Origin of the sequence: Saccharopolyspora sp. ID03-671, from assembly GCF_045278815.1 — a bacterium.
Taxonomy (GTDB): domain Bacteria; phylum Actinomycetota; class Actinomycetes; order Mycobacteriales; family Pseudonocardiaceae; genus Saccharopolyspora; species Saccharopolyspora ipomoeae.
Map to the genome: position 1 here is coordinate 4,329,086 of NZ_CP134054.1, position 20,816 is coordinate 4,349,901.

The 20,816-nt window shown below is 70.8% G+C and carries 21 protein-coding genes; 18 read left to right on the forward strand and 3 right to left on the reverse strand.

The genetic code is table 11. From position 1 onward, the window contains the following. Positions 1-42: 42 nt before the first annotated feature. From rplM to REH65_RS20095, 9 genes are all read left to right on the forward strand, one after another. Positions 43-489 (forward strand): 50S ribosomal protein L13, encoded by a 447-nt coding sequence (gene rplM, locus REH65_RS20055; RefSeq protein WP_132624452.1) that lies wholly within the window; start codon positions 43-45, stop codon positions 487-489. After that, a complete protein-coding gene (gene rpsI, locus REH65_RS20060; protein WP_406688644.1) occupies positions 486-995 on the forward strand; it encodes a 30S ribosomal protein S9 in 510 nt (169 codons plus the stop codon). The genes rplM and rpsI overlap by 4 nt, the downstream gene beginning before the upstream one ends. A 230-nt stretch (positions 996-1,225) precedes the next feature. After that, on the forward strand, positions 1,226-2,560 hold the full coding sequence (gene glmM / locus REH65_RS20065) for a phosphoglucosamine mutase (RefSeq protein WP_406688645.1): 1,335 nt from the start codon (positions 1,226-1,228) through the stop codon (positions 2,558-2,560). 51 nt (positions 2,561-2,611) lie between these two features. Then, positions 2,612-2,773 (forward strand): hypothetical protein, encoded by a 162-nt coding sequence (locus REH65_RS20070; RefSeq protein ID WP_281455348.1) that lies wholly within the window; start codon positions 2,612-2,614, stop codon positions 2,771-2,773. Between the two features lie 7 nt (positions 2,774-2,780). Continuing rightward, positions 2,781-2,903, forward strand: coding sequence for a hypothetical protein (locus REH65_RS20075; protein ID WP_406688646.1), 123 nt, complete (start codon positions 2,781-2,783; stop codon positions 2,901-2,903). A 68-nt stretch (positions 2,904-2,971) separates the two neighbouring features. Further along, the gene (locus REH65_RS20080) at positions 2,972-3,220 is read left to right on the forward strand and encodes a hypothetical protein (protein WP_406688647.1); all 249 of its coding nucleotides are present in this window, start codon (positions 2,972-2,974) and stop codon (positions 3,218-3,220) included. Between the two features lie 150 nt (positions 3,221-3,370). Beyond that, the gene (locus tag REH65_RS20085) at positions 3,371-3,682 is read left to right on the forward strand and encodes a hypothetical protein (protein ID WP_406688648.1); all 312 of its coding nucleotides are present in this window, start codon (positions 3,371-3,373) and stop codon (positions 3,680-3,682) included. After that, positions 3,682-6,276 carry a hypothetical protein gene (locus REH65_RS20090; RefSeq protein WP_406688649.1) on the forward strand — a complete coding sequence of 865 codons (2,595 nt, stop codon included), beginning with the start codon at positions 3,682-3,684 and terminating at the stop codon, positions 6,274-6,276. The genes REH65_RS20085 and REH65_RS20090 overlap by 1 nt, the downstream gene beginning before the upstream one ends. 22 nt (positions 6,277-6,298) lie before the next feature. Further along, a complete protein-coding gene (locus REH65_RS20095; RefSeq protein WP_406688650.1) occupies positions 6,299-6,883 on the forward strand; it encodes a hypothetical protein in 585 nt (194 codons plus the stop codon). Positions 6,884-6,925: 42 nt separating this feature from the next. On the opposite strand, the gene REH65_RS20100 is transcribed toward REH65_RS20095, so the two are convergent. Beyond that, positions 6,926-7,687 (reverse strand): hypothetical protein, encoded by a 762-nt coding sequence (locus REH65_RS20100; RefSeq protein WP_406688651.1) that lies wholly within the window; start codon positions 7,685-7,687, stop codon positions 6,926-6,928. Between the two features lie 52 nt (positions 7,688-7,739). Then, positions 7,740-8,573: a dienelactone hydrolase family protein gene (locus REH65_RS20105; protein WP_406688652.1), complete on the reverse strand. Its 834-nt coding sequence runs from the start codon at positions 8,571-8,573 to the stop codon at positions 7,740-7,742. A 153-nt stretch (positions 8,574-8,726) separates the two neighbouring features. Here REH65_RS20105 and glmS point away from each other — a divergent pair, with 153 nt between their 5' ends. The 6 genes from glmS (at position 8,727) to REH65_RS20135 (ending at position 15,911) form a co-directional block, all read left to right on the forward strand. Then, positions 8,727-10,589, forward strand: a complete 1,863-nt coding sequence (gene glmS, locus REH65_RS20110) for a glutamine--fructose-6-phosphate transaminase (isomerizing) (protein WP_406688653.1) — start codon at positions 8,727-8,729, stop codon at positions 10,587-10,589. Between the two features lie 153 nt (positions 10,590-10,742). After that, positions 10,743-12,266: an NAD(P)H-hydrate dehydratase gene (locus REH65_RS20115; protein WP_406688654.1), complete on the forward strand. Its 1,524-nt coding sequence runs from the start codon at positions 10,743-10,745 to the stop codon at positions 12,264-12,266. 165 nt (positions 12,267-12,431) lie between these two features. Continuing rightward, complete coding sequence (alr, locus tag REH65_RS20120; RefSeq protein ID WP_406688655.1) at positions 12,432-13,583, forward strand: alanine racemase; 1,152 nt, start codon at positions 12,432-12,434, stop codon at positions 13,581-13,583. Positions 13,584-13,710: 127 nt separating this feature from the next. Further along, on the forward strand, positions 13,711-14,805 hold the full coding sequence (locus REH65_RS20125) for an alpha/beta fold hydrolase (RefSeq protein WP_406688656.1): 1,095 nt from the start codon (positions 13,711-13,713) through the stop codon (positions 14,803-14,805). Continuing rightward, positions 14,802-15,275 (forward strand): tRNA (adenosine(37)-N6)-threonylcarbamoyltransferase complex ATPase subunit type 1 TsaE, encoded by a 474-nt coding sequence (gene tsaE / locus REH65_RS20130; protein ID WP_406688657.1) that lies wholly within the window; start codon positions 14,802-14,804, stop codon positions 15,273-15,275. The genes REH65_RS20125 and tsaE overlap by 4 nt, the downstream gene beginning before the upstream one ends. A 150-nt stretch (positions 15,276-15,425) precedes the next feature. Next, on the forward strand, positions 15,426-15,911 hold the full coding sequence (locus tag REH65_RS20135) for a DedA family protein (RefSeq protein WP_406688658.1): 486 nt from the start codon (positions 15,426-15,428) through the stop codon (positions 15,909-15,911). A gap of 13 nt (positions 15,912-15,924) precedes the next feature. On the opposite strand, the gene REH65_RS20140 is transcribed toward REH65_RS20135, so the two are convergent. Next, positions 15,925-16,698: an IclR family transcriptional regulator gene (locus tag REH65_RS20140; RefSeq protein ID WP_281455334.1), complete on the reverse strand. Its 774-nt coding sequence runs from the start codon at positions 16,696-16,698 to the stop codon at positions 15,925-15,927. Positions 16,699-16,925: 227 nt separating this feature from the next. Here REH65_RS20140 and aceB point away from each other — a divergent pair, with 227 nt between their 5' ends. The 3 genes from aceB to REH65_RS20155 all read left to right on the forward strand — a co-directional run bounded on the left by aceB (position 16,926) and on the right by REH65_RS20155 (position 20,812). Further along, positions 16,926-18,512, forward strand: coding sequence for a malate synthase A (aceB, locus tag REH65_RS20145; RefSeq protein ID WP_406688659.1), 1,587 nt, complete (start codon positions 16,926-16,928; stop codon positions 18,510-18,512). Between the two features lie 122 nt (positions 18,513-18,634). Further along, a complete protein-coding gene (locus tag REH65_RS20150) occupies positions 18,635-19,819 on the forward strand; it encodes a DUF6986 family protein (protein WP_406688660.1) in 1,185 nt (394 codons plus the stop codon). A 291-nt stretch (positions 19,820-20,110) separates the two neighbouring features. Further along, positions 20,111-20,812, forward strand: a complete 702-nt coding sequence (locus tag REH65_RS20155) for a protein phosphatase 2C domain-containing protein (protein ID WP_406688661.1) — start codon at positions 20,111-20,113, stop codon at positions 20,810-20,812. Positions 20,813-20,816 lie beyond the last annotated feature (4 nt).

The following is a 20,816-nucleotide window of genomic DNA, read 5'->3' on the forward strand; positions in this document are numbered from 1 at the left end:
TCCGCACTGAGATTCCGACGCGAACGACGACGAGGTAGACCCGTGCGCACGTACAGCCCGAAGCCCGGCGAGGTGACCCGCGCCTGGCATGTGATCGACGCCGAGGATGTGGTGCTCGGCCGGTTGGCAACTCAGGCCGCGACGCTGCTGCGCGGCAAGCACAAGCCGACCTACGCGCCGCACGTCGACACCGGTGACTTCGTCGTCATCATCAACGCCGAGAAGGTGGCCCTCACCGGTAACAAGCGCGAGCAGGCGTTCCACTACCGGCACTCCGGGTACCCGGGTGGCCTGCGCAAGCAGTCCTTCGGCCAGGTGCTCGACTCGCACCCCGAGCGGCTGCTGGAGAAGGCGATCAAGGGCATGCTCCCGAAGAACAAGCTCGGCCGGGCCATGGGCAAGAAGCTCAAGGTCTACGCCGGTCCGGAGCACCCGCACCAGGCCCAGAACCCGCAGGCGTTCGAGATTAAGGCGAAGGTCGAGAAGTGACTGACGAAGAACTGCAGCAGGAAGAGGCAGTGACCGCTGCCGAGGAGACGGTCGAGGCCGTCGCCGCCGAGGAGACCGTCGACGAGGCCCCGGCTCCCGCCCCGGTTCCGGTTCCGGCCGGTGGCGCGGTGCAGACCGTGGGTCGTCGCAAGGAAGCCGTGGTCCGCGTCCGGCTGGTGCCGGGCAACGGCGGCTTCAAGCTCAACGGCAAGAGCCTCGAGCAGTACTTCCCGAACAAGGTTCACCAGCAGCTCATCAAGGAGCCGCTGGTCACCGTCGAGCGCGTTGAGAACTTCGACGTGCTGGCCACCCTGAGCGGTGGCGGCCCCTCGGGCCAGGCCGGTGCGCTGCGCATGGCGATCGCTCGCGCGCTGACCGCCTTCGACTCCGAGGACCGCCCGGCGCTGAAGAAGGCCGGCATGCTCACCCGCGACTCGCGGGAGAAGGAGCGCAAGAAGTACGGCCTCAAGAAGGCCCGCAAGGCGCCGCAGTACAGCAAGCGCTGACGCGACCCCAGCATCACCTGCGGGAGCAGGTCCGTTCCTTTCCGGGCGGGCCTGCTCCCGCAGTCGTTTGTCGGGGTGGGGACAGTTTTAGTCATAATTGACCGGGCAAAACGGACTTTGATCATGGGCAGTAATGGCTAAAACTGTCCGGGACCGCTGTGGAGTGCCGACCGACCGGTTGTGCGAGGCTGTGTGCCACCGGTCGCAGACACGAGGAGGACTTGCTGCTGATGGCTCGGTTGTTCGGCACCGACGGTGTGCGCGGATTGGCCAACGGCGATCTCACGCCGGAACTGGCGATGTCGGTGAGCTCCGCCGCCGCTCGCGTGCTCTATGACCGGGACGACTCCCGGCGCCGGGTGGCGCTGGTCGGCCGTGACCCGCGGGCCAGCGGCGAGATGCTGGAGGCCGCCGTCGTGGCGGGCCTGACCTCGGCCGGCGCCGACGTCGAGCGCATCGGAGTCCTGCCGACCCCGGCCCTGGCGCACCTCGTCAAGGAACTGGGCGCCGACATCGGCGTGATGATCTCCGCCTCGCACAACCCGATGCCGGACAACGGCATCAAGCTCTTCAGCGCCGGTGGCAACAAGCTCCCCGACGCGCTGGAGGACGAGATCGAGACCCGTCTGGGCGAGCAGGTGGACCGCCCGACCGGCGTGCACGTCGGTCGCGTCCGCGACGTCCCGGACGCGCTGCGCCGCTACACCGATCACCTGCTGGTCGCGGCCCCGAACCGGCTCGACGGCCTCAGGGTCGTCGTCGACTGCGCGAACGGCGCCGCCTCCGAGGCGGCCCCCGACGCCTACCGCCGCGCGGGCGCCGAGGTCATCGCGATCAACGCCGAGCCGGACGGTCTCAACATCAACGACGGCGTCGGCTCCACCCACCTGGATGTGCTGCAGGCGGCGGTGGTCGAGCACGGCGCCGACCTGGGCATCGCGCACGACGGCGACGCCGACCGCTGCCTGGCCGTGGACGCCGCGGGCGAGGTCGTCGACGGCGACCAGATCATGGCGATCCTGGCCGTGGACATGCGCGAGTCCGGTGAGCTGGCCGAGGGCACGCTGGTCGCGACGGTCATGAGCAACCTCGGTCTGCACCTGGCGATGCGCGAGCACGGGGTGTCGCTGCGCACCACGGCCGTCGGCGACCGCTACGTGCTGGAGGAGCTGCGCGCCGGTGGCTACTCGCTGGGCGGCGAGCAGTCCGGCCACGTCGTGCTGCCCGCCCACGCCACCACGGGCGACGGTCTGCTCACCGCGCTGCGCCTGATGGGCCGCGTCGCGTCCACCGGCACCCCGCTGTCCTCGCTGGCGAAGGTCATGCGCCGGCTGCCGCAGGTGCTGATCAACGTTCCCGTCGCCGACAAGGCCGCGGCCGTCGTCGCGCCCGAGGTCACCCAGGCCGTCGCCGCGGCCGAGACCGAGCTGGGCGAGACCGGTCGGGTCCTGCTCCGCCAGTCCGGCACCGAGCAGCTGGTCCGGGTCATGGTCGAGGCCGCGAGCGAACAGGACGCGCAGGACATCGCGGACAGACTGGCGAAGATTGTCTCCGCTATCCGGTGATCTTTGTGATTTGGGTCTCCACGGAGCTTGATTCTGTGAGACCCTGCTCACATGGGTGCCATCGTCGTCGCCATGGTTGTCGGGCTCATCGCTGTTGGGCTCGTTGTCGGGATCATCGCGTTCGGAGCGCTGATGATCGGAGCTCTCAAGGCTGTCAACGCAGCTCACGAGGGCCGTTCCTGGTACGTCAACCGACGCCACCACAAGGTGTGAGATCCCGATGCGCCTCCTCGGCGACGTCTGGACGATCCTGATCGTCCCGCTCCTCTGCCTGCTCCTGGGCGCACTGGTGTTCGCAGTGGTCCTCGCCCAGGGCTGGGGCCTCCACACCCTCATGCACTGAGCGCTCACCTCCGTCTCCTCGCGTCCGATAGGTTCGCGAGGTAATCGAGGACGGATGGAGGGACACGCGTGTTCATCGGACTCTGGCTGCTGGTCGGGCTCGTCATCGGAGGTGGCCTCGGCTTCCTCGGTGGATTCCTGGTGTTCAAGAAACGACCAGCTCAGCAGGGCTATCCCCACGCGCCTCAGGCCTGGGGCCATCCGCAGGCGCCGCAGCAGCCCGTGCAGGCGCCGCAGCAGTGGGGCCAGATGCCTCAACTCCCGCAAACCCCTCAGCAGTGGGGCAATCCGCAGCAGCAGTACCCGCCGCAGCAGTGATGCCTTCGCGGTTGCAAGTACCTGGTCGTTCCGGCCTTCCGCGGGCCTCTTTCCTGCCAAGATGAGGAACCAGACCGTCTTGGTTCGCGTCGGAACCTGTGCTTGAGCGCCGTGCGAGCGACGGCGGGTTCTTCGGATGGAGGGGGAAGGGTGACCGGGTTCGGGGCCAACGCCGGTGAGTTCTCATCGGTAGGAGGAAGCATTCGTGCTGCGGCGGATCCCGTCCGCGACAAGCACAGCAAGGACATCGCCGACATGGGGATGGGTCAGGCCGACTTCGGCAAGGCCCACGGCGAGAACTTCCAGCCCTACCAGCAGGCGATGGACAAGATCTCCAAGTGCGTCGCGAGCCTCGCCGACGGCATGGACGACTTCGCCGGGAAGCTGGAGCAGAGCGGCTCCGGCTACACCTGGTCCGACGCTGATGCGGCCAGCACCGTCGGAAAGTCTGGGGGTAACTGATGTCGGACGACCTCCCGAAGTGGGAAGACGTCAAGACCGTCCTCGACGACCCGAACGTCTCGGACGACAAGAAGCGCCAGCTCACTCTCGCTTACGCCCAGAACTCCGACGAGATCTGGGGAAATGGCATCAATGACGAGGTCGAGCCCTACCTTGACAAGTACGACGACGGCTCCTGGCGTCTAGCGGGAGAGGGCTTCCTCAACGCGGACGCCGAGCAGAACCTCACGGACTCCTACAAGGACGCCAAGGGCGAAGCCGACAAGGCCGCGAAGGCGGAGAAGGCGCACGACAAGGCAGTCAGCGACGGCAAGGACAAGCTCGAAGACGTCAAGCGCAAGTCCGAGAACGGTGAGAACGGCGGCGCAGGCGCCAAATCCGGGGACGAGCTGCTCGACGCCGGCAAGCCGGGGCTGAAGTTCTTCGAGACCTGGGTTCCGCTCTACGAGAAGATCCAGCACGACTACAACGACAAGAGCAAGGTCCCGAAGCTCGACAAGATCAAGGAGCACTACGACGAGCAGCGCCGGCTGAACTTCGACAAGTTCGCCAAGAACATCGACGACCTCGAAAAAGCCGAGAAGGGCATGCGGGAGTCGATGCAGACCATGTCCGACAAGCTCGGCGGTCTGTGGAAGAGCTGGACCGGTGGTGCGTCCGATGCTTCGCAGGACTTCTTCTCGTCGAAGTTCACCCCCACCGCGCAGGAGCGCGTGATCCAGACGGTCAGCGACGGTGCGTCGACGACCAAGGAGACGGTGAAGGCCGTTTCGTCGCTGATCCAGACGAAGGCCAACGCCGCGCTGGAGCTCGACCAGTACTCCACGAGGATCGGCGGCAAGGCCGAGCAGGACTGGGACACCACCATCACGGTGGCCAACGGCACCGATGACGACACCACGCTCCGCAAAGCGTGCTCCATCTGGGACATCCAGATCGACGAGAGCTGCGGCGACCTCACGCAGGACGTGAAGGACAAGATTTGCGACGAGTGTCGCAAGGTCGTTCGCCAGACCTTCGCGAAGACGGTCGAGGACACGACCCATCAGTTCGTGAAGATGTGCGAGGACACCAAGAAGAACATCAACGAGGCGTGGAAGAAGCTCAACGAGGAACTGGGCAAGGCCGAGGAGAACCCCTTCAAGAACCCCGGGCCGGCCGACAAGGGCGGTGACCCGAAGCCGGGCGGTCAGCAGCAGCCCGGCGGCCAGCAGGGCGGAGGCTCGGGCGGCGGTGCCGGTGGCGGAGCCGGAGGTGGCGCTGGCGGCGGTGCCGGTGGCGGTGCTGCTGGTGGCGGTGCGGGCGGAGGCGCCGGTGCCGGTGGTGGCGGCGGTGCCATGCCCGCTGCTCCGGAGATGCCCAAGCCCCCCGAGATGCCGGAGATGCCGCAGGCCCCGGGCATGCCCGGCCAGGGCGGCCCGGGTGGGCCCGAGGGGGAGAAGGTCACGCTCGGCCAGGGCCAGAACGCCGTGACGGTTCAGGAACCGGGCGCGGACGGCAAGCCCCAGGTCCAGCTGACCGGGCCGGACGGCCAGCCCAAGACCTACGCGGTCGACTTCGGACAGGGGCAGCCGGGGCAGATGCCCGGGCAGCCCGGTGCGGTTCCGGGCGGTGTGCAGACCATGCCCGCACCGGCGCCCGGTGCTCCGGGAGCCCCCGCACCGGGTGGGCCGCAGCCGATCCCGGTCCAGGCCGGTCCCGACGGGCGCGCGGTCATCCACGAGGGCGACCGCACGATCACGCTGGAGCAGGGCGCCGGTGGCGAGATCAAGGTCAACGTCGACAACGGCGGCGGCCAGCCCCCGCTGAACCAGACGATCGACTTCGGCGACGAGCCGCAGCCACCCACCTTGGGTGGGCAGGCTCCTCCCGCTGAGGGCGGCATCGTCGGCGGCCCGCACCCGGGCGAGCCCCCGCAGTCCTTGACGCCGGAAGCGCCCCCGGTCGCGCCGGGTCCGCCTCCGGCGGAACCTGCGCCTGCGCCGCCGATTCCCGAACCCGCGGAAGCCGGTGCGACGAGCGGCTTCACGACCATGCCCGCTCCCGACACCAGCGGGTTCACCACGATGCCCGCTGCGGATACGAGCGGATTCACCACGATGCCCGCTGCGGACACGACGGCCGAACCGGTGCCCGGTGCCCCGGCGGCCACCACCGCGCAAGCCGCGGGAGTCGCTTCGTCCGGGGCTTCCGGCGACGGCGTGCAGAACTCCTTCGGGAGCATGTCCGGCGACCTGTTCGGCGGTGCCCCGGACGCGCAGGCACCTTCCGGTTCCGCAGGGCTCTCCTCGCTGGGCAGCGATCCCGCTGGAGGAGCGGCTCAAGGCGCGGGGTCGACCGGTCTCTCCTCGCTCGGCGGCGACCCGGGAGCCGGTGCGCAGACCGGTGGTTCGCAGAACGGGCAGGGCGGTTCGAGCGCGATGGGCGGCGGCATGATGGGCGGCATGATGGGCGCCGGCCAGGGGCAGCAGGGCGGCGAGCAGGAACGCACCAACGACAGCCCGTGGCGCACCCAGGGCCAGCTCTTCGACGACGGGGTGGAAGCGTCCAACGTGCGCTTCCAGTCCGTGCTGGGCGAGGACCGGGATCAGTGAATCCCGGTGAAGGAGTGCAGCGGTGATCAGTGAGAACGCCAAGGCCTTCCGCAACGCGATGGAAGGTCTGGTGCGGGAGAACTCGGCGAACGTCCGCGCCGTCCAGCAGAGCTGGGCGGACTCGGCGAAGGCCGCGGACAAGTCCGCGCAGGAGACCACGGAGAAGGGTCAGAAGCTCGTCGAGCGCATCCGCGAGCGCGCTGAGAACCTGCGCCGCGCCGACGAGAAGTCCGGCGTTCAGGAGATCTCCGTCGGCGAGGAGCCGGAGACCGTGGACCCCGATCCCGAGGTGGAGCGGTTCGGGCAGCAGCTCTACGCGACGCAGAAGAGCAAGGCGGAGGAAGCCGCCGCGACGACCGCGCAGGCCGCGGAACCGCAGGCCCCGCAGCAGGTCGGCCACGCGCCGGTTCCGCCCGCGCCGCAAGCACCTCCGGCCGACAACGGGTGGAACGTGCAGGCCGGGCGCTTCGGTCGGCGGAACGCTCCGCCGCCCTCGCCGCCGCCTGCCGCGCCGAAACCGCCTGCGCCGCCGAAGCCCGCGCCGCGACGGCAGCAACCGGTGTTCGACGACGACGATGACTACGAGAACCAGAGCTGGCTGCGCTGAACGCAATTCGGGCCGTGATCCCCAGGATCACGGCCCGATTCGTCACTGCTGCGGATAGCCGCCCGGCTGCTGCGGTCCACCCGGCTGCTGCGGCGGATGCCCGGGCTGCTGCGGCGGATACCCGGGCTGCTGCGGGAATCCTTGCTGCTGCGGGTATCCCGCTTGCTGAGGCGGGTAGGCGAACCCGCCCTGCTGGGGATGTCCGCCGAACTGCACCGGCTGCGCCGCGCGGGAACCGCCGGGCTTGGGCTTGAGCGACTTGCGCACGACCGGCAGGAACGCGAGCACCGTGACGACCAGCCCGGGCAGGAACGTCGCGATCCCGGCGAAGGGGAGGAGCGCTTCGGCGATCGTGTCGTCGCGGTCCATCGTCATCAGCCCGAAGATCACCGCCCACACCAGGTTCCCCAGCAGCAGGACGCCGCCCCCGAGCACGACGAACGGCGCGAACCAGAGCCGGAGGATCAGCAGGACACCGCCCGCGATCAACACCAGTCCACCGGTCACGCACATGACGATTCCGCGGAGGCTGTCCATCCCGTCGAAGAGGACGACGAGCCCCGCGATGATCGCGATGGCGGCCGTGAGGAACCCGATGATCCGGCCTGGACCAGAACCGGCCTGCTGCGGTCCCGCCTGCTGTGGATAACCCTGTGGATAACCTGCTTGCTGCTGCGGATGAGCAGGCTGCTGGGGGTATCCCGGCTGGGCATGGCCCTGAGGTGGAAGTCCCTGCTGCGGGTAGCCGGGTGGCTGAACACCGGGCTGCTGGGGCTGACCGTGGGGCGGCTGCGGCGAGGTCATGGGCGGGATTCTCCCGCATCCGTTCGTCGCACCGGGAGGGTTCCGGGAAGGTCTACGCGGCGAGTTTCCCGTGGGTGTTGACCTGGTCGATGGTGCTGCCCTTGATGTTCTCGTTGAGCAGGAGGTCTCCGCGGCGGTCGTTGGCGAGGGCGCGGAGGAAGAACGCCGTGAGCAGGCCCTTGGTGATGCGCTGGGTGGTGTACTCCGGCTTGCCGTGCAGCAGCAGCTGGGACCAGTGCGCGCCCTCGGTGAAGCCGAGGTGGGTGGCCTTCTTGATGGTGCGCAGCTGCACCGGGCCGCCCCAGGCGCGGGAGATCGGTTCGGCGTTGGCGACCGGCGGGGTGAGCAGGTCCTCGGCGGCCGCGAGGTGCATGGCCGGGGCCTTGACCTTCGGGGCCGCGTCGAGGGCCGACGGGTGGGTCTCGGCGGCGGCGAGGGTGGCGACCGCCTTGATGCGCTGATCCTCGGCCGCGGCCAGCACGGCGCAGCCTCCGCCCATCGCGTGACCGGCGGCGCCGAGCTTGTTCTCGTCCACGCTGATCTTGCCCTCGCCCAGCCGGACGCCGACCGCGACGTCCAGGGCGGCGCGCATGTCCTCGGCGTAGAGCCGGTGCGAGGCCAGCGGGCCGCGGTGGGTGGCGGGCGAGACCACGACGATGCCCCAGCTCGCGAGGTGCCTCATCAGGGCCAGGTAGCGGCGCGGCGGCTGCAACCAGCCGTGCCCGAACACGACGGCGGGCAGACCCGTCCCCGTGCGCGGGGTGCAGACCGTGCCGGGCAGACCGACCAGGGCCATGTCGCCGTGCAGCACGTCGTGCGGACCACGACGGGACAGCTCGACGAACGCGTGCTTCGCGGAGGGCAGCTTCTTGGCTTTGCGCGCCATGGTCGACAACGGTAGCGGATCTACGCGCACGCGCGCGTCAACCGTTATCCGGTGGTCGCCTTGCTCGGCGGTGCGGGTAGGAGAACCTTGAGCGACGTGGGTCACCAGGGCTCCGTCATGTTCTGTTCGGGCGGAATGGCTACCCTGGCTCGCGTGTGCGGCATCGTGGGTTACGTAGGACATCGCCAGGCGCTGGAAGTCGTGCTGGGCGGACTTCGGCGACTTGAGTACCGGGGTTACGACTCGGCGGGCGTGGCGCTGCTCGACGGTGAGGGCGGCCTCGCGGTGGAGCGGGCGGCCGGAGCGCTGTCGAACCTGGAGAAGAAGCTCGCCGAGAGCGACGGCTCCCGGTTCGAGGGCAACGCGGGCATGGGGCACACCCGGTGGGCGACGCACGGTGCACCCACCGACCGCAACGCCCACCCCCACCGGGACTCGACCGACCGGGTCGCGGTGGTGCACAACGGCATCATCGAGAACTTCGCCGCGCTGCGGGCCGAGCTCGAGGCCGACGGCGTCGAGATGGCCAGCGAGACCGACACCGAGACCGCCGCGCACCTGGTGTCCGCGGCCTACGCGGCCGGACCGACCGCCGGTGACCTCTCCTCCAGCGTCTGCGCCGTGGCGCGACGCCTCGAAGGCGCGTTCACGCTGGTCGTGACGCACGCCGACGAGCCGGGGACGATCGTGGCCGCGCGGCGCTCCTCGCCGCTGGTGGTCGGCGTCGGCGAGGGCGAGCACTTCGTCGCCTCCGACGTGGCGGCGTTCATCGAGCACACCCGGGACGCGGTGGAGCTCGGTCAGGACCAGGTCGTGACCATCACCCGCGACGGCTACCGGGTCTCCGACTTCGACAACGCCGAGGTCGAGGCCAAGCCGTTCCGCGTGGACTGGGACCTGTCGGCCGCCGAGAAGGGCGGCCACGACTACTTCATGCTCAAGGAGATCGACGAGCAGCCCGCGGCGCTCGCCGACACCCTGCGCGGCCACTTCGCCCACGGCCAGGTCGTCCTCGACGAGCAGCGGCTCACCGAGCAGGACCTGCGCGACATCACCAAGGTCTTCATCGTCGCCTGCGGCACCGCCTACCACTCGGGCCTGCTCGCCAAGTACGCCATCGAGCACTGGTGCCGCATCCCCGTCGAGGTCGAGCTGGCCAGCGAGTTCCGCTACCGCGACCCGGTCCTGGGCCGCGACACCCTGGTGGTGGCGATCTCGCAGTCCGGTGAGACCGCCGACACCCTGGAGGCCGTGCGCCACGCGCGGACCCAGCGGGCGCGGGTCCTGGCGATCTGCAACACCAACGGGGCGCAGATCCCGCGCGAGTCCGACGCGGTGCTCTACACCCACGCCGGCCCGGAGATCGGCGTCGCCGCCACCAAGACGTTCCTCGCCCAGATCGCGGCGAACTACCTGGTCGGGCTGGCCCTGGCGCAGGCCCGCGGCACCAAGTACTCCGACGAGGTGGCGCGCGAGTTCAACGAGCTCGCCGCGATGCCGGAGGCGGTGAGCGCGACGCTGTCGACCGTCGACCAGGTCCGCAAGCTCGGCAAGGAGCTGGCGGACTCGAAGGCGGTGCTGTTCCTGGGGCGCCACGTCGGCTACCCGGTGGCGCTGGAGGGCGCGCTCAAGCTCAAGGAGCTCGCCTACATGCACGCCGAGGGCTTCGCCGCCGGCGAGCTCAAGCACGGCCCGATCGCGCTGATCGAGGACCAGCTGCCGGTCGTGATCGTGATGCCGTCGCCGACCGGTAGGGCGCTGCTGCACTCCAAGATGGTCTCCAACATCCGGGAGATCCAGGCGCGCGGTGCTCGCACGATCGTGATCGCCGAGGAGGGTGACGACGAGATCGAGCCCTTCGCCGACGAGCTGATCACCATCCCGGCCGTGCCGACCCTGCTGCAGCCGCTGGTGTCGACGATCCCGCTGCAGGTCCTGGCCGCGGAGATCGCCCGTTCCCGCGGCTACGACGTCGACAAGCCGCGCAACCTCGCGAAGTCCGTCACCGTCGAGTGATCCCCGGGGGCCCGGAATTCAGCGGAAGTCCGGGCCCCGATTTCAGTGGAGATCGGGTACCCGGGTTTCCACTGAAATCGTGTCACCCGGGAGGTGGCAGCGGGCCTGGGGCAGACTGTCGGCGGATCTTGTCCCCGGGCGAGAGGACCCGTGATGCAGGGCGTGTGGACTCCTGACCAGGTTCGGGCCGCCGAGCAGCGATTGTTCGCCCGGACCCCGGAACCCGTCGTGATGCGCCGGGCCGCCTACGCGGTGGCCGGTCAGTGCGCGCGGGTGCTCGCCGATCAGACCGGCGGCGTCACCGGGCGGCGGGTCGCGCTGCTGGTCGGGGCCGGGAACAACGGTGGCGACGCGCTGTGGGCGGGCGCGTTCCTGCGTCGGCGCGGCGTCGGCGTGACCGCCGTGCTGCTGGCGCCGGAGAAGACCCACGCGGCCGGGCTCGAAGGGCTCCGCCGCGCCGGTGGCCGGGCGGTTCCGGCCGAGGGCGCGGGCGCCGACACCACCGGGATCGGCGCCGAGGCCGCCGACGCGCTGGAGCGCGCGGACCTCGTCGTCGACGGGATCGTGGGCCTGTCCGGGAGCGGCCCGCTGCGGCCGGTCGCGGCCGAGCTGGTGCGGCGGGTGATCGTGCCGATCGTGGCCGTGGACCTGCCGTCCGGCGTGGACCCGATGACCGGGGCCGTCGAGGGCTCGGCGGTCTCGGCGGATCTGACGGTGACCTTCGGCGGGCTCAAGCCCTGCCACGTGCTCGGGGCCGGTGCGGTGCGCTCCGGCGAGGTCATCGCCGTCGGCATCGGCATCACCGAGGAACTGCCCGACCCGGAGCTGTCGCTGCTCGACGCCGCCGACATCGGCGAGAACTGGCCGGTGCCGGGCCCGGAGGACGACAAGTACAGCACCGGTGTGGTGGGCGTCGCCGCCGGTTCGGCGACCTACCCGGGCGCGGCGGTCCTGGCCACCGGCGCCGCCGTGCGGGCCACCGCCGGGATGGTGCGCTACGCCGGTCCCGCCGCCGACGAGGTGCGGGCCCGCTGGCCGGAGACCGTGGCGACCGGCTCGATCGGCGACGCCGGACGCGTGCAGGCGTGGTCGGTCGGACCCGGCATCGGGGTGGGCGCCAGCGGTCGCGACGTGCTGCGGTTCGTGCTGGAGTCCGGGCGGCCGGTGTGCGCCGACGCCGACTCGATCACGATCCTCGCCGACGACGACGCGATGTGGGACTCCCGCGACCCGGACGCGCCGCTCGTCCTGACCCCGCACGCGGGCGAGTTCGCGCGGCTGGCCGGTGCCGAGCTCGGCGCCGACCGAGTCCGGGCCGCCCGCGAGGTCGCCGCCCGCTGCGACGCGTTCGTGCTGCTCAAGGGCAACACCACGGTCATCGCGGCCCCCGACGGCAGGGTCCTGGTCAACGACGCCCGGCAGGCGTGGCCCGCCACGGCCGGTTCCGGCGACGTGCTCACCGGACTCATCGGCGCGCTGCTCGCCACCGGCGTCGAACCCCTGCTGGCCTGCGGTTACGCCGCCCACGTCCACTCCCTGGCGGCGGAGATCGCGGCCCACGGCGCCTCCGGCGACGGCCCGCGTTCCGAAGCCGGCGCCCCGATCGGTGCCTCGGCCCTGCTGGAGGCGGTCCCGGCGGCCATCCGCGCGGTCCGGGACGCAGCCCTGAGCGCCTGACCCGCGTGAAGGTCCGAACTTCGCGCGGGATTCGAGCGGATTCCACACGATGGTGGGATGTGGCGTGGATTTCGCGTTCGCGGGTCGTCCCGTCAGTGCGTTGAGCTGGGGAAAGGCCACGTCGGGCGAAGGGCGGGACGGCGCATGTGGGAGCATGACCGGGCCATGAGTGACCAGCACGTGTACCGCGCCGACCTGCGGATCGACGTCGATGCGATCCGCCACAACGTCCGGGTTCTCGCGGGCCGTGCCGCCGACTCGGGCGCGCGCACGATGGTGATCGTGAAGTCCGACGGCTACGGCCACGGGGCCCTGACCGTCGCGCGCGCCGCGCTGGAGGCCGGAGCCGACCGGCTGGGCGTCGCCGCGCTCGGCGAGGCGTTGCAGCTGCGCGAGGGCGGCATCACCGCACCGGTGCTGTGCTGGCTGTTCACCGAGGGCGACGAGTTCGGCCCGGCCATCGCCGCGGACATCGAGCTCTCCGCGTCCTCGCAGGCCACGCTGGCCCGCATCGTCGCCGCCGCAACGGCGCAGGACCGCGTCGCGCGGGTCCACCTCAAGATCGATACCGGGCTGGCGCGCAGCGGCTGCCCCGCCGACCTGTGGCCCGCGCTGGTCGAGGCCGCCGCGAAGGCCGAGGCCGCCGGGCGCATCCGGGTCGAGGCCGTCTGGTCGCACCTGGCCTGCGCCGACGAGCCCGGCCACCCGTCGATCGACATGCAGGCCGAGCGCTTCGCCCGCGCCTACGAGCAGGCGCGGGCCGCCGGGCTGGACCCGATCCGGCACCTCGCCAACTCCGCCGCCGTGCTCACCCGTCCCGACCTGCACTTCGAGCTGGTCCGCCCGGGCATCGCCGTCTACGGGCTCGACCCCGTGCCGCAGGCCGGTGATCACGGCCTGCGCCCGGCCATGACCTTCCGCTCCTCGGTCTCCCTGACCAAGCGCGTCCCCGCAGGTGAGAGCGTCTCCTACGGCCACTCGTGGACCGCGCAGAAGGCCACCAACCTGGCGCTGGTGCCGGTCGGCTACGCCGACGGCGTGCCGCGCAGCCTGTCCGGCCGGATGGACGTGTGGCTGGCCGGGCGGCGCAGGCCGGTGCGCGGCCGGGTGTGCATGGACCAGCTGGTCGTGGACTGCGGCGACGACGAGGTCCGCGAAGGCGACGAGGTGATCGTCTTCGGTCCCGGGGACCGGGGCGAGCCGACCGCCGCCGAGTGGGCCGACGAGCTCGGCACCATCCACTACGAGATCGTCACCGGCATGTTCCGGCCGCGCGTGACGCGGACGGTCGTGAACTCCGAAGCGGAGGGAACATGACCGGAAAGCGTCATTTTGCCCAGGATTCGGTGACGGTGGTGGGGCGCACCGCACACAGAGCTGGGCAATCGGCACCGCGCTCTGTAACGATCTTCACGTTCCGCCGCTGGAGCCGACTGGAGGCGACGTGAAACCGGTGTGGCAGGCGTTGGCCTGGACGAGCGGGGTGATCGGAGCCGCGGTCACCGGCGCCGCCGTCGGTGCGGCCGCGCACAGCACGCGCGCCGCCGTGCAGCGCAAGGGCGACGAGGCGTTCGTCGAGGAACCTCTCGGCAGGCTGCGCCCGGACCGGCAGTCCACCGTCGCCGCCGACGACGGCGTCCCGCTGTCGGTGCAGGAGATCGGCCCGGCCTCCGGTGGCGAGCCCGCGCTGACCGTCGTGCTCGTGCACGGCTTCGCGCTGGACTCCCGGTGCTGGCACTTCCAGCGCCGCGACCTGCCCGGACTGCTCGGCCCCAAGGTGCGGCTGGTGCAGTACGACCAGCGCAGCCACGGCCGCTCCGGCCACTCCAGCAAGAAGAACAGCACCATCGACCAGCTCGGCCGCGACCTCGACGCCGTCCTGCGCGCCGCCGCCCCGCGCGGCCCGATCGCGCTGGTCGGCCACTCGATGGGCGGCATGACGATCATGGCGCTGGCCGAGCAGAACCCGAAGTTGTTCGCCGACCGGGTCCGCGCGGTGGCCCTCATCGGCACCTCCGCCGGTCAGCTCGGCGAAGCCGGGCTGCCGCGCACCTGGCTGTCCCGCGCCAACCCCGTCCCGCGCGGCCTCGCGCTGCTGTCCGAGCTCAACCCGGGCCTGGTCGAGCGCACCCGCAAGATGGGCGACCGGCTGGCGTGGAGCATCATCCGCGCGCTGTCGTTCGGGGACCGCAAGGTGTCCCCGGCGGTGGTGGACCTGATGGCCGAGATGATCGGCGCCACCTCCGTCGAGGTCGTCACCGACTTCCTGGAGACGATCAGCCTGCACGATCGCAAGAAGGCCCTGGCCGCGCTCAGCACCTGCGAGGTGCTGGTGCTCAGCGGCGACGTCGACAAGCTCACGCCGTTCTCCCCGCACGCCGAGGTGCTGGCCGGTGAGCTGCCGGACGCGACGCTGGTGAAGGTCGAGGGCGCCGGGCACCCGGTGATGCTGGAACGCCCCGAGCTGGTCACCAACGAGATCGTGGCTATGCTGCGGCGCGCCACCGGGATGAAGTTCAAGAAGGGGACCGGGAGTTGAGCGCCGCGCTGAAGACCGTGGAACTGCCGCAGGAAACCGACACCCTGGAGTTCGGCCGACGGCTGGGCACCGCGCTGCGCGCCGGCGACCTGCTGCTGCTCGACGGACCGCTGGGTGCCGGGAAGACCGTGCTGACCCGCGGCATCGCGGCGGGCATGGGTGTGACCGGCCGGATCACCTCGCCGACGTTCGTGATCGCCCGGGTGCACCACCCGGAGACCGACGGGCCGTCGCTGGTGCACGTCGACGCCTACCGGCTCGGCGGGCTGGAGGAGATCGACGACCTCGACCTGGACACCGACCTCACCGACGCCGTCGTGGTGGTGGAGTGGGGCGAGGGCCTGGCCGACCAGCTCTCCGACACGCACCTGATGCTGCGGCTGCGCCGCAGGCAGGACGACGTCCGCGAGCTCACCCTGGAGCCGCACGGCGAGGGCTGGCCGGAACGGCTCGGCGAGCTCACCGGGTGACGGAGTTCCTGGCCGGGTTCCCCGGTCTGCTCGCGCTGGCGGTCGCGGCGGCGGTGCTGTTCGCCGAGTCCGGGCTGCTCATCGGGGTCTTCCTGCCCGGGTCGGGCACGGTCCTGGCGCTGGGCTGGCTGGCCGGGCACGGCCCTGCCGGTGTGGGCGGCGGCGCTCGGCGCCTCGGCGGCCACGGTCCTCGGCTGCCAGCACGGCTTCTACCGCGGCTCCCACCCCGGCGCGCTGAACCGGCGCCTGGTCGAGCGGGTGGGCGAGGCCCGCGTGAAGCGCGTCGAATCCGCCCTGGACGGGCGAGCCGGGCGCACCGCCGCGATCTCCCAGTGCTTCGCCGTCGTGCGCACCCTCGTCCCGCGCCTGGCGGCCCGCTCGGGCATGTCCCACCTGCGCTTCACGGCCTGCAACACCCCGGTCGGCCTCCTCTGGGGAACGGGCCTGACCCTCCTCGGCGCCTACTCGGGCGACGCCTACGACCACGTCCGCACCACTGTCGGCCTCCTCGGCCTCCCCGTCCTGGCCCTGGCCGCGGTCATCGTCGCGCTGCTCTGGTGGTCCCGCCGTCGCCGCGATTTCAATGGAAGTCGGGTCTCCGATCTCAATGGAAATCAGGAACCCGACTTCCGTTGAAATCGGGAGCCGGTCAGGCGGTTGCGCTGAGCTCCGTGGAGAGGGATCGGGCGAGGCGTTGCATGACGGGGATGATCTCGTCGGTGGCGATGCGGGTCATGCGGCCTTCCGGGCCCGAGATGGAGATGCCCGCGCCCGCCGGGGCACCGGGGACCGCGACCGCGTAGCAGCGGACGCCGACCTCCTGCTCGCCGTCGTCGACGGCGTAGCCCTGCTCGCGGATGCGACCCAGCTCCTCGTGCATCGCCTCGACGTCGGTGATGGTCCGCTCGGTCTGCGGGTTCATCGCCGTGCGCGAGAGCAGCTGGGTGACCTCGTCGGCGGGCATGGTGGCCATGACGGCCTTGCCGACGGCGGTGGCGTGGGCGTCGACCCGGCGGCCGACCTCGGTGAACATCCGCATCGAGTGCGGTGAGGGGACCTGGGCGACGTAGACGATCTGCGTGCCGTCGAGGACGGCCATGTTCGCCGACTCGCCGGTGACCTCCGTCAGCTCCGCCAGGTACGGCCGCGCCCAGGAGCCCAGCGCGCGGCTGGCGGTCTCGCCGAGCCGGATCAGCCGCGGGCCCAGCGCGTACCGCCGCGAAGGCTGCTGACGGGCATAACCGCTGTTCACCAAGGTCCTGATGATGCGGTGGATGGTCGGCAGCGGCAGTCCGGACTTGTCGGCCAGCTCGGACAGGGCGACCTCGCCGCCGGCATCGGCCATCAGCTCCAGGAGCTCGAAGGTGCGCTCGACCGACTGCACCCCTCCGCCCTGGTTCGCCCGCCGTGGGCCAGTCGTCATCGCAGAACTCCCTCTTGTGGATCCAGCCGAAGTCTAGTTCGTGGCGCGTGCGCAAGCTCATGTTGCTTTTGACGCTATGTGGAAACTAACATCCACGATGCAGAATTTCATGTGGATGTTCTCCGCTTGTGACGGCCCTGCTCGCGGGTGCGCGCCGGCTCGTCACGCGGCAAGGTGAGCCCTCAGCCACCGTCTGAAATCCGGCAGCAGAAAGAGGTGGACGATTCATGTCCGAAACGGCAGGGGTGAAGGTCCTCGGCGGCGCCGTCGAGCGCGGCGACGAGATCCTCACCGCCGAGGCGCTGCAGTTCGTGGCCGGTCTGCAGCGCGCCTTCGGTGCTCGGCGCGATGAGCTGCTCGAACGCCGCAAGCAGCGTCGCGCGGAAGCCGCCGAGAAGGGTCGCCTCGACTTCCTCGAGGAGACCAAGCACATCCGCGAGGGTGACTGGCAGGTCGCCGCGCCGCCGGCCGACATCGCCGACCGCCGCGTGGAGATCACCGGCCCGACCGACCGCAAGATGGCCATCAACGCGCTGAACTCCGGCGCGAAGGTCTGGCTGGCCGATCTCGAAGACGCCAACACCCCGCACTGGGACAACGTCGTCTCCGGTCAGGTCAACCTCTTCGACCTGGTCCGCAAGCAGATCGAGCTGCACGTCCCGGGCGGCAAGTCCTACACCCTGCGCGACGACGTCACCCACGCCGTCCCGCTGGTGCGCCCGCGCGGCTGGCACTTCGACGAGAAGCACATCGAGGTCGACGGCAAGCCGGTCGTGGCCGCGCTGGTCGACTTCGGCCTGCACTTCTTCCACAACGCCCAGGAGCTCCTCAACCGCGGCAGCGGCCCGTACTTCTACCTGCCGAAGATGGAGAGCCACCTCGAGGCCCGGCTGTGGAACGACGTGTTCACCCACGCGCAGAAGGAGCTGGGCATCCCGCACGGCTCGGTGCGCGCCACGGTGCTGATCGAGACCTACCCGGCCGCGTTCGAGATGGAGGAGATCCTCTACGAGCTGCGCGACCACTCCGCGGGTCTCAACGCCGGTCGCTGGGACTACCTGTTCAGCGTCATCAAGACCTTCCGCGACTCCGACAAGTACATCCTGCCGGACCGCAACGCGGTGACCATGACCGCGCCGTTCATGCGCGCCTACACCGAGCTGCTGGTGAGCACCTGCCACAAGCGCGGTGCGTTCGCCATCGGCGGCATGGCCGCGTTCATCCCGACCAAGGACGACTCCAACGCCGCGGCGATGGAGAAGGTCCACGCCGACAAGAAGCGCGAGGCCGGCGACGGCTTCGACGGTTCCTGGGTGGCGCACCCGGGCCTGGTGCCGATCTGCTTCGAGGAGTTCGACGCGGTCCTGGGCGACAAGCCGAACCAGATCGACCGCAAGCGCGACGACGTCACCGTCACCGCCGACCAGCTGCTCGCGGTGTCGGAGACCCCCGGTGAGAAGACCATCGAGGGCGTGCGCGGCGCGGTGGACGTCGGTGTCCGCTACATCGTGTCCTGGCTGGGCGGCAACGGCGCCGCGGCGATCCACAACCTGATGGAGGACGCCGCGACCGCCGAGATCTCGCGTTCGCAGCTCTGGCAGTGGCTGCACAACAGCGTGAAGCTGGCCGACGGTCAGACCGTGACGCTGGAGCTGGTCCGGCAGACGCTGGCGGACGCGGAGAAGGCGCTGCGCGCGGAGCCCGGGTTCCCGACCGAGAACCTCTCCCGCGCCGTGGAGCTGTTCGAGCAGGTGGCGGTGGCCGACGAGTTCGTCGACTTCCTGACGCTGCCCGCGTACGAGCAGATCGACTGAGTTGTCATCGCGGGGGTACCGGGCGCACCGGTGCCCCCGCTTTGTCTCTAGGGAGGGTGCAAGTGGCTGAAACCTCGTTGGATTCCGCGGAAGTCGCCCGGCGGCTTGCTCGTTTATCCACTGTGGACGAGCACATGGTGCGGACCTACCCGGGTGCTCGTTCCGACCGGCAACCCGTGCACACCTGCTACGTCCCCGCCGACAAGGTCGGGGCGACCGTGCTGCGGGACTGGGCCGATCAGGCGCTGGCGGTGCTCGACGAGCACGCCGCCACACCCTCGAGACTGGCCGAGGTCCTCGGCCTGACCTCGGCGATCGCCGAAGCCGTGCACCCCAGGATCCGCGCGAAGCTGGCCGGTTCCCCGGTGCAGGACCTGCGGATCGACTTCGAGGACGGGTACCTCGCCGACGCCGAGGACGACGACGCCGTGCGCACCGCCGCGGTCGTGGCCGACTGGCTGCGAGACGGCGTGGCACCGGCGAACTTCGGGCTCCGCGTGAAGTCCTACGACACGCCCGAGCTGCGCGAGCGCTCGGTGCGGACGCTGGACCTGTTCCTGACCGCGCTGCTGGCGCGCACCGGCGGCGTGCCCGACGGGTTCGTGCTGACCTTCCCGAAGGTCGTCGACGTCGCGCAGGTCGAGGTGTTCGTGGAGATCCTCGGGTTGCTGGAGCAGCGGTTCGGGCTCGACGAGGGCGCGCTGCGCTTCGAGATCCAGGTCGAGACCACGCAGTCCATCGTGGACTCCGAGGGCCGCTTCGCGCTGCCGCGCTTCCTGCGCGCCGGGGCCGGGCGGGTGACCGGCCTGCACTTCGGGACCTACGACTACACCGCGTCCTGCGGGCTCACCGCCGCGCACCAGCACCTCGCGCACCGCGCCTGCGACTACGCGCGGCACGCCATGCAGGTGGCCGCGGCCGGCACCGGCGTGTTCCTGTCCGACGGCTCGACCAACGTGCTGCCCGTCGGCGACCGGGTCGTCCACGGCTGGCAGACCCACTACGGGCTGGTGCGGCGTTCCCTGGAGCACGGGTTCTACCAGGGCTGGGACCTGCACCCGGCCCAGCTCGTGACCCGCTACGCGGCGGTGTTCGCGGCGTTCCGCGACTCGGCTCCGGCCGAGGCGGCCCGCCTCGCGGCCTACACCGGCACCGGGTCCGCCGAGGTCCTCGACGAACCCGCCACGGCCCGCGCCCTGGCGGCCTCCTTCGTCCGCGCCCTCGACAACGGCGCCACCGACGCCGACGAGGTCAAGGCCCTCACCGGCCTCCCGGAACCGGACCTCCGCGCCCTCGGCCGCCTCTGACCCCGCTCCCGACACACCCGGACCACCCGGACCAGGTCGAGAACCATCGGATTCGTCGCGCGAAAACCGCTGTTTTCGCGCGACGAAAACCGGGGTTTTCGATCGGGTGAACGCCGGGTTTTTGTCTCGGGTTGGGTGCGGGGGCGTGTGGGGTTGGGATTTCGCGGGGGTGCGGGTCCATGCTCTTGGGCTGTACGAGCTGTTGGGCATCCGGGAGTGGTCGTGGCGGGCGTTGGTCCCGCGACGGTGCGGTGTTCCTGGGCCGCAGCACCGCCTAGGAAGGGATATGCCGTGACCAGCACAGTTCTGGCGGGGAGCAGCACGCACGTCGGTGGCCGGGAGACCAACCAGGACTCCTCGCTCGTGGCCGAGGGGTTGTTCGCCGTGGCGGACGGGATCGGGGGCTACTCCCAGGGCGACGTCGCGAGCCGGCTCGCGTTGGACGCGCTGGAGCAGGCCTTCGCCGAGGACCGCACGACCTCCGGACTGCTGGAGGCGGTGCGGCGGGCCAACGAGGTGGTGTGGGAGCGCGCGAACAGAGACGGCACGTCGATGGGGACCACCGTCGTCGCGCTGGCCATGACCGAGGACGCCGGAGCGGTGGCGCTCAACGTCGGCGACTCCCGGCTCTACCGGCTGCGCGACGGGAACTTGGAGCAGCTCACCGATGACCACACGGTCCCGGCCGAGCTGCTGCGCGCCCACCGGGTCACCGACGACGAGGCCCGCAACCACCAGTACCGGCACGTGCTGACCAGGGCCATCGGCGTCGGGCCCGAGGTCGAGGTCGACCACGCCGAGGTGCCGGTCGAGCCCGGCGACCGCGTCCTGCTGTGCACCGACGGGCTCTACAACGCCCAAACCCCCGAGGAACTCGCCGCGCTGCTGGGCACCGACGCCGAACCGCAGCAGATCTGCGACGCGCTCGTCGAAGCCGCCCTCGACCACGACGCCGACGACAACGTCACCGCCGTGGTCCTCGACATCCGCTAGGTCT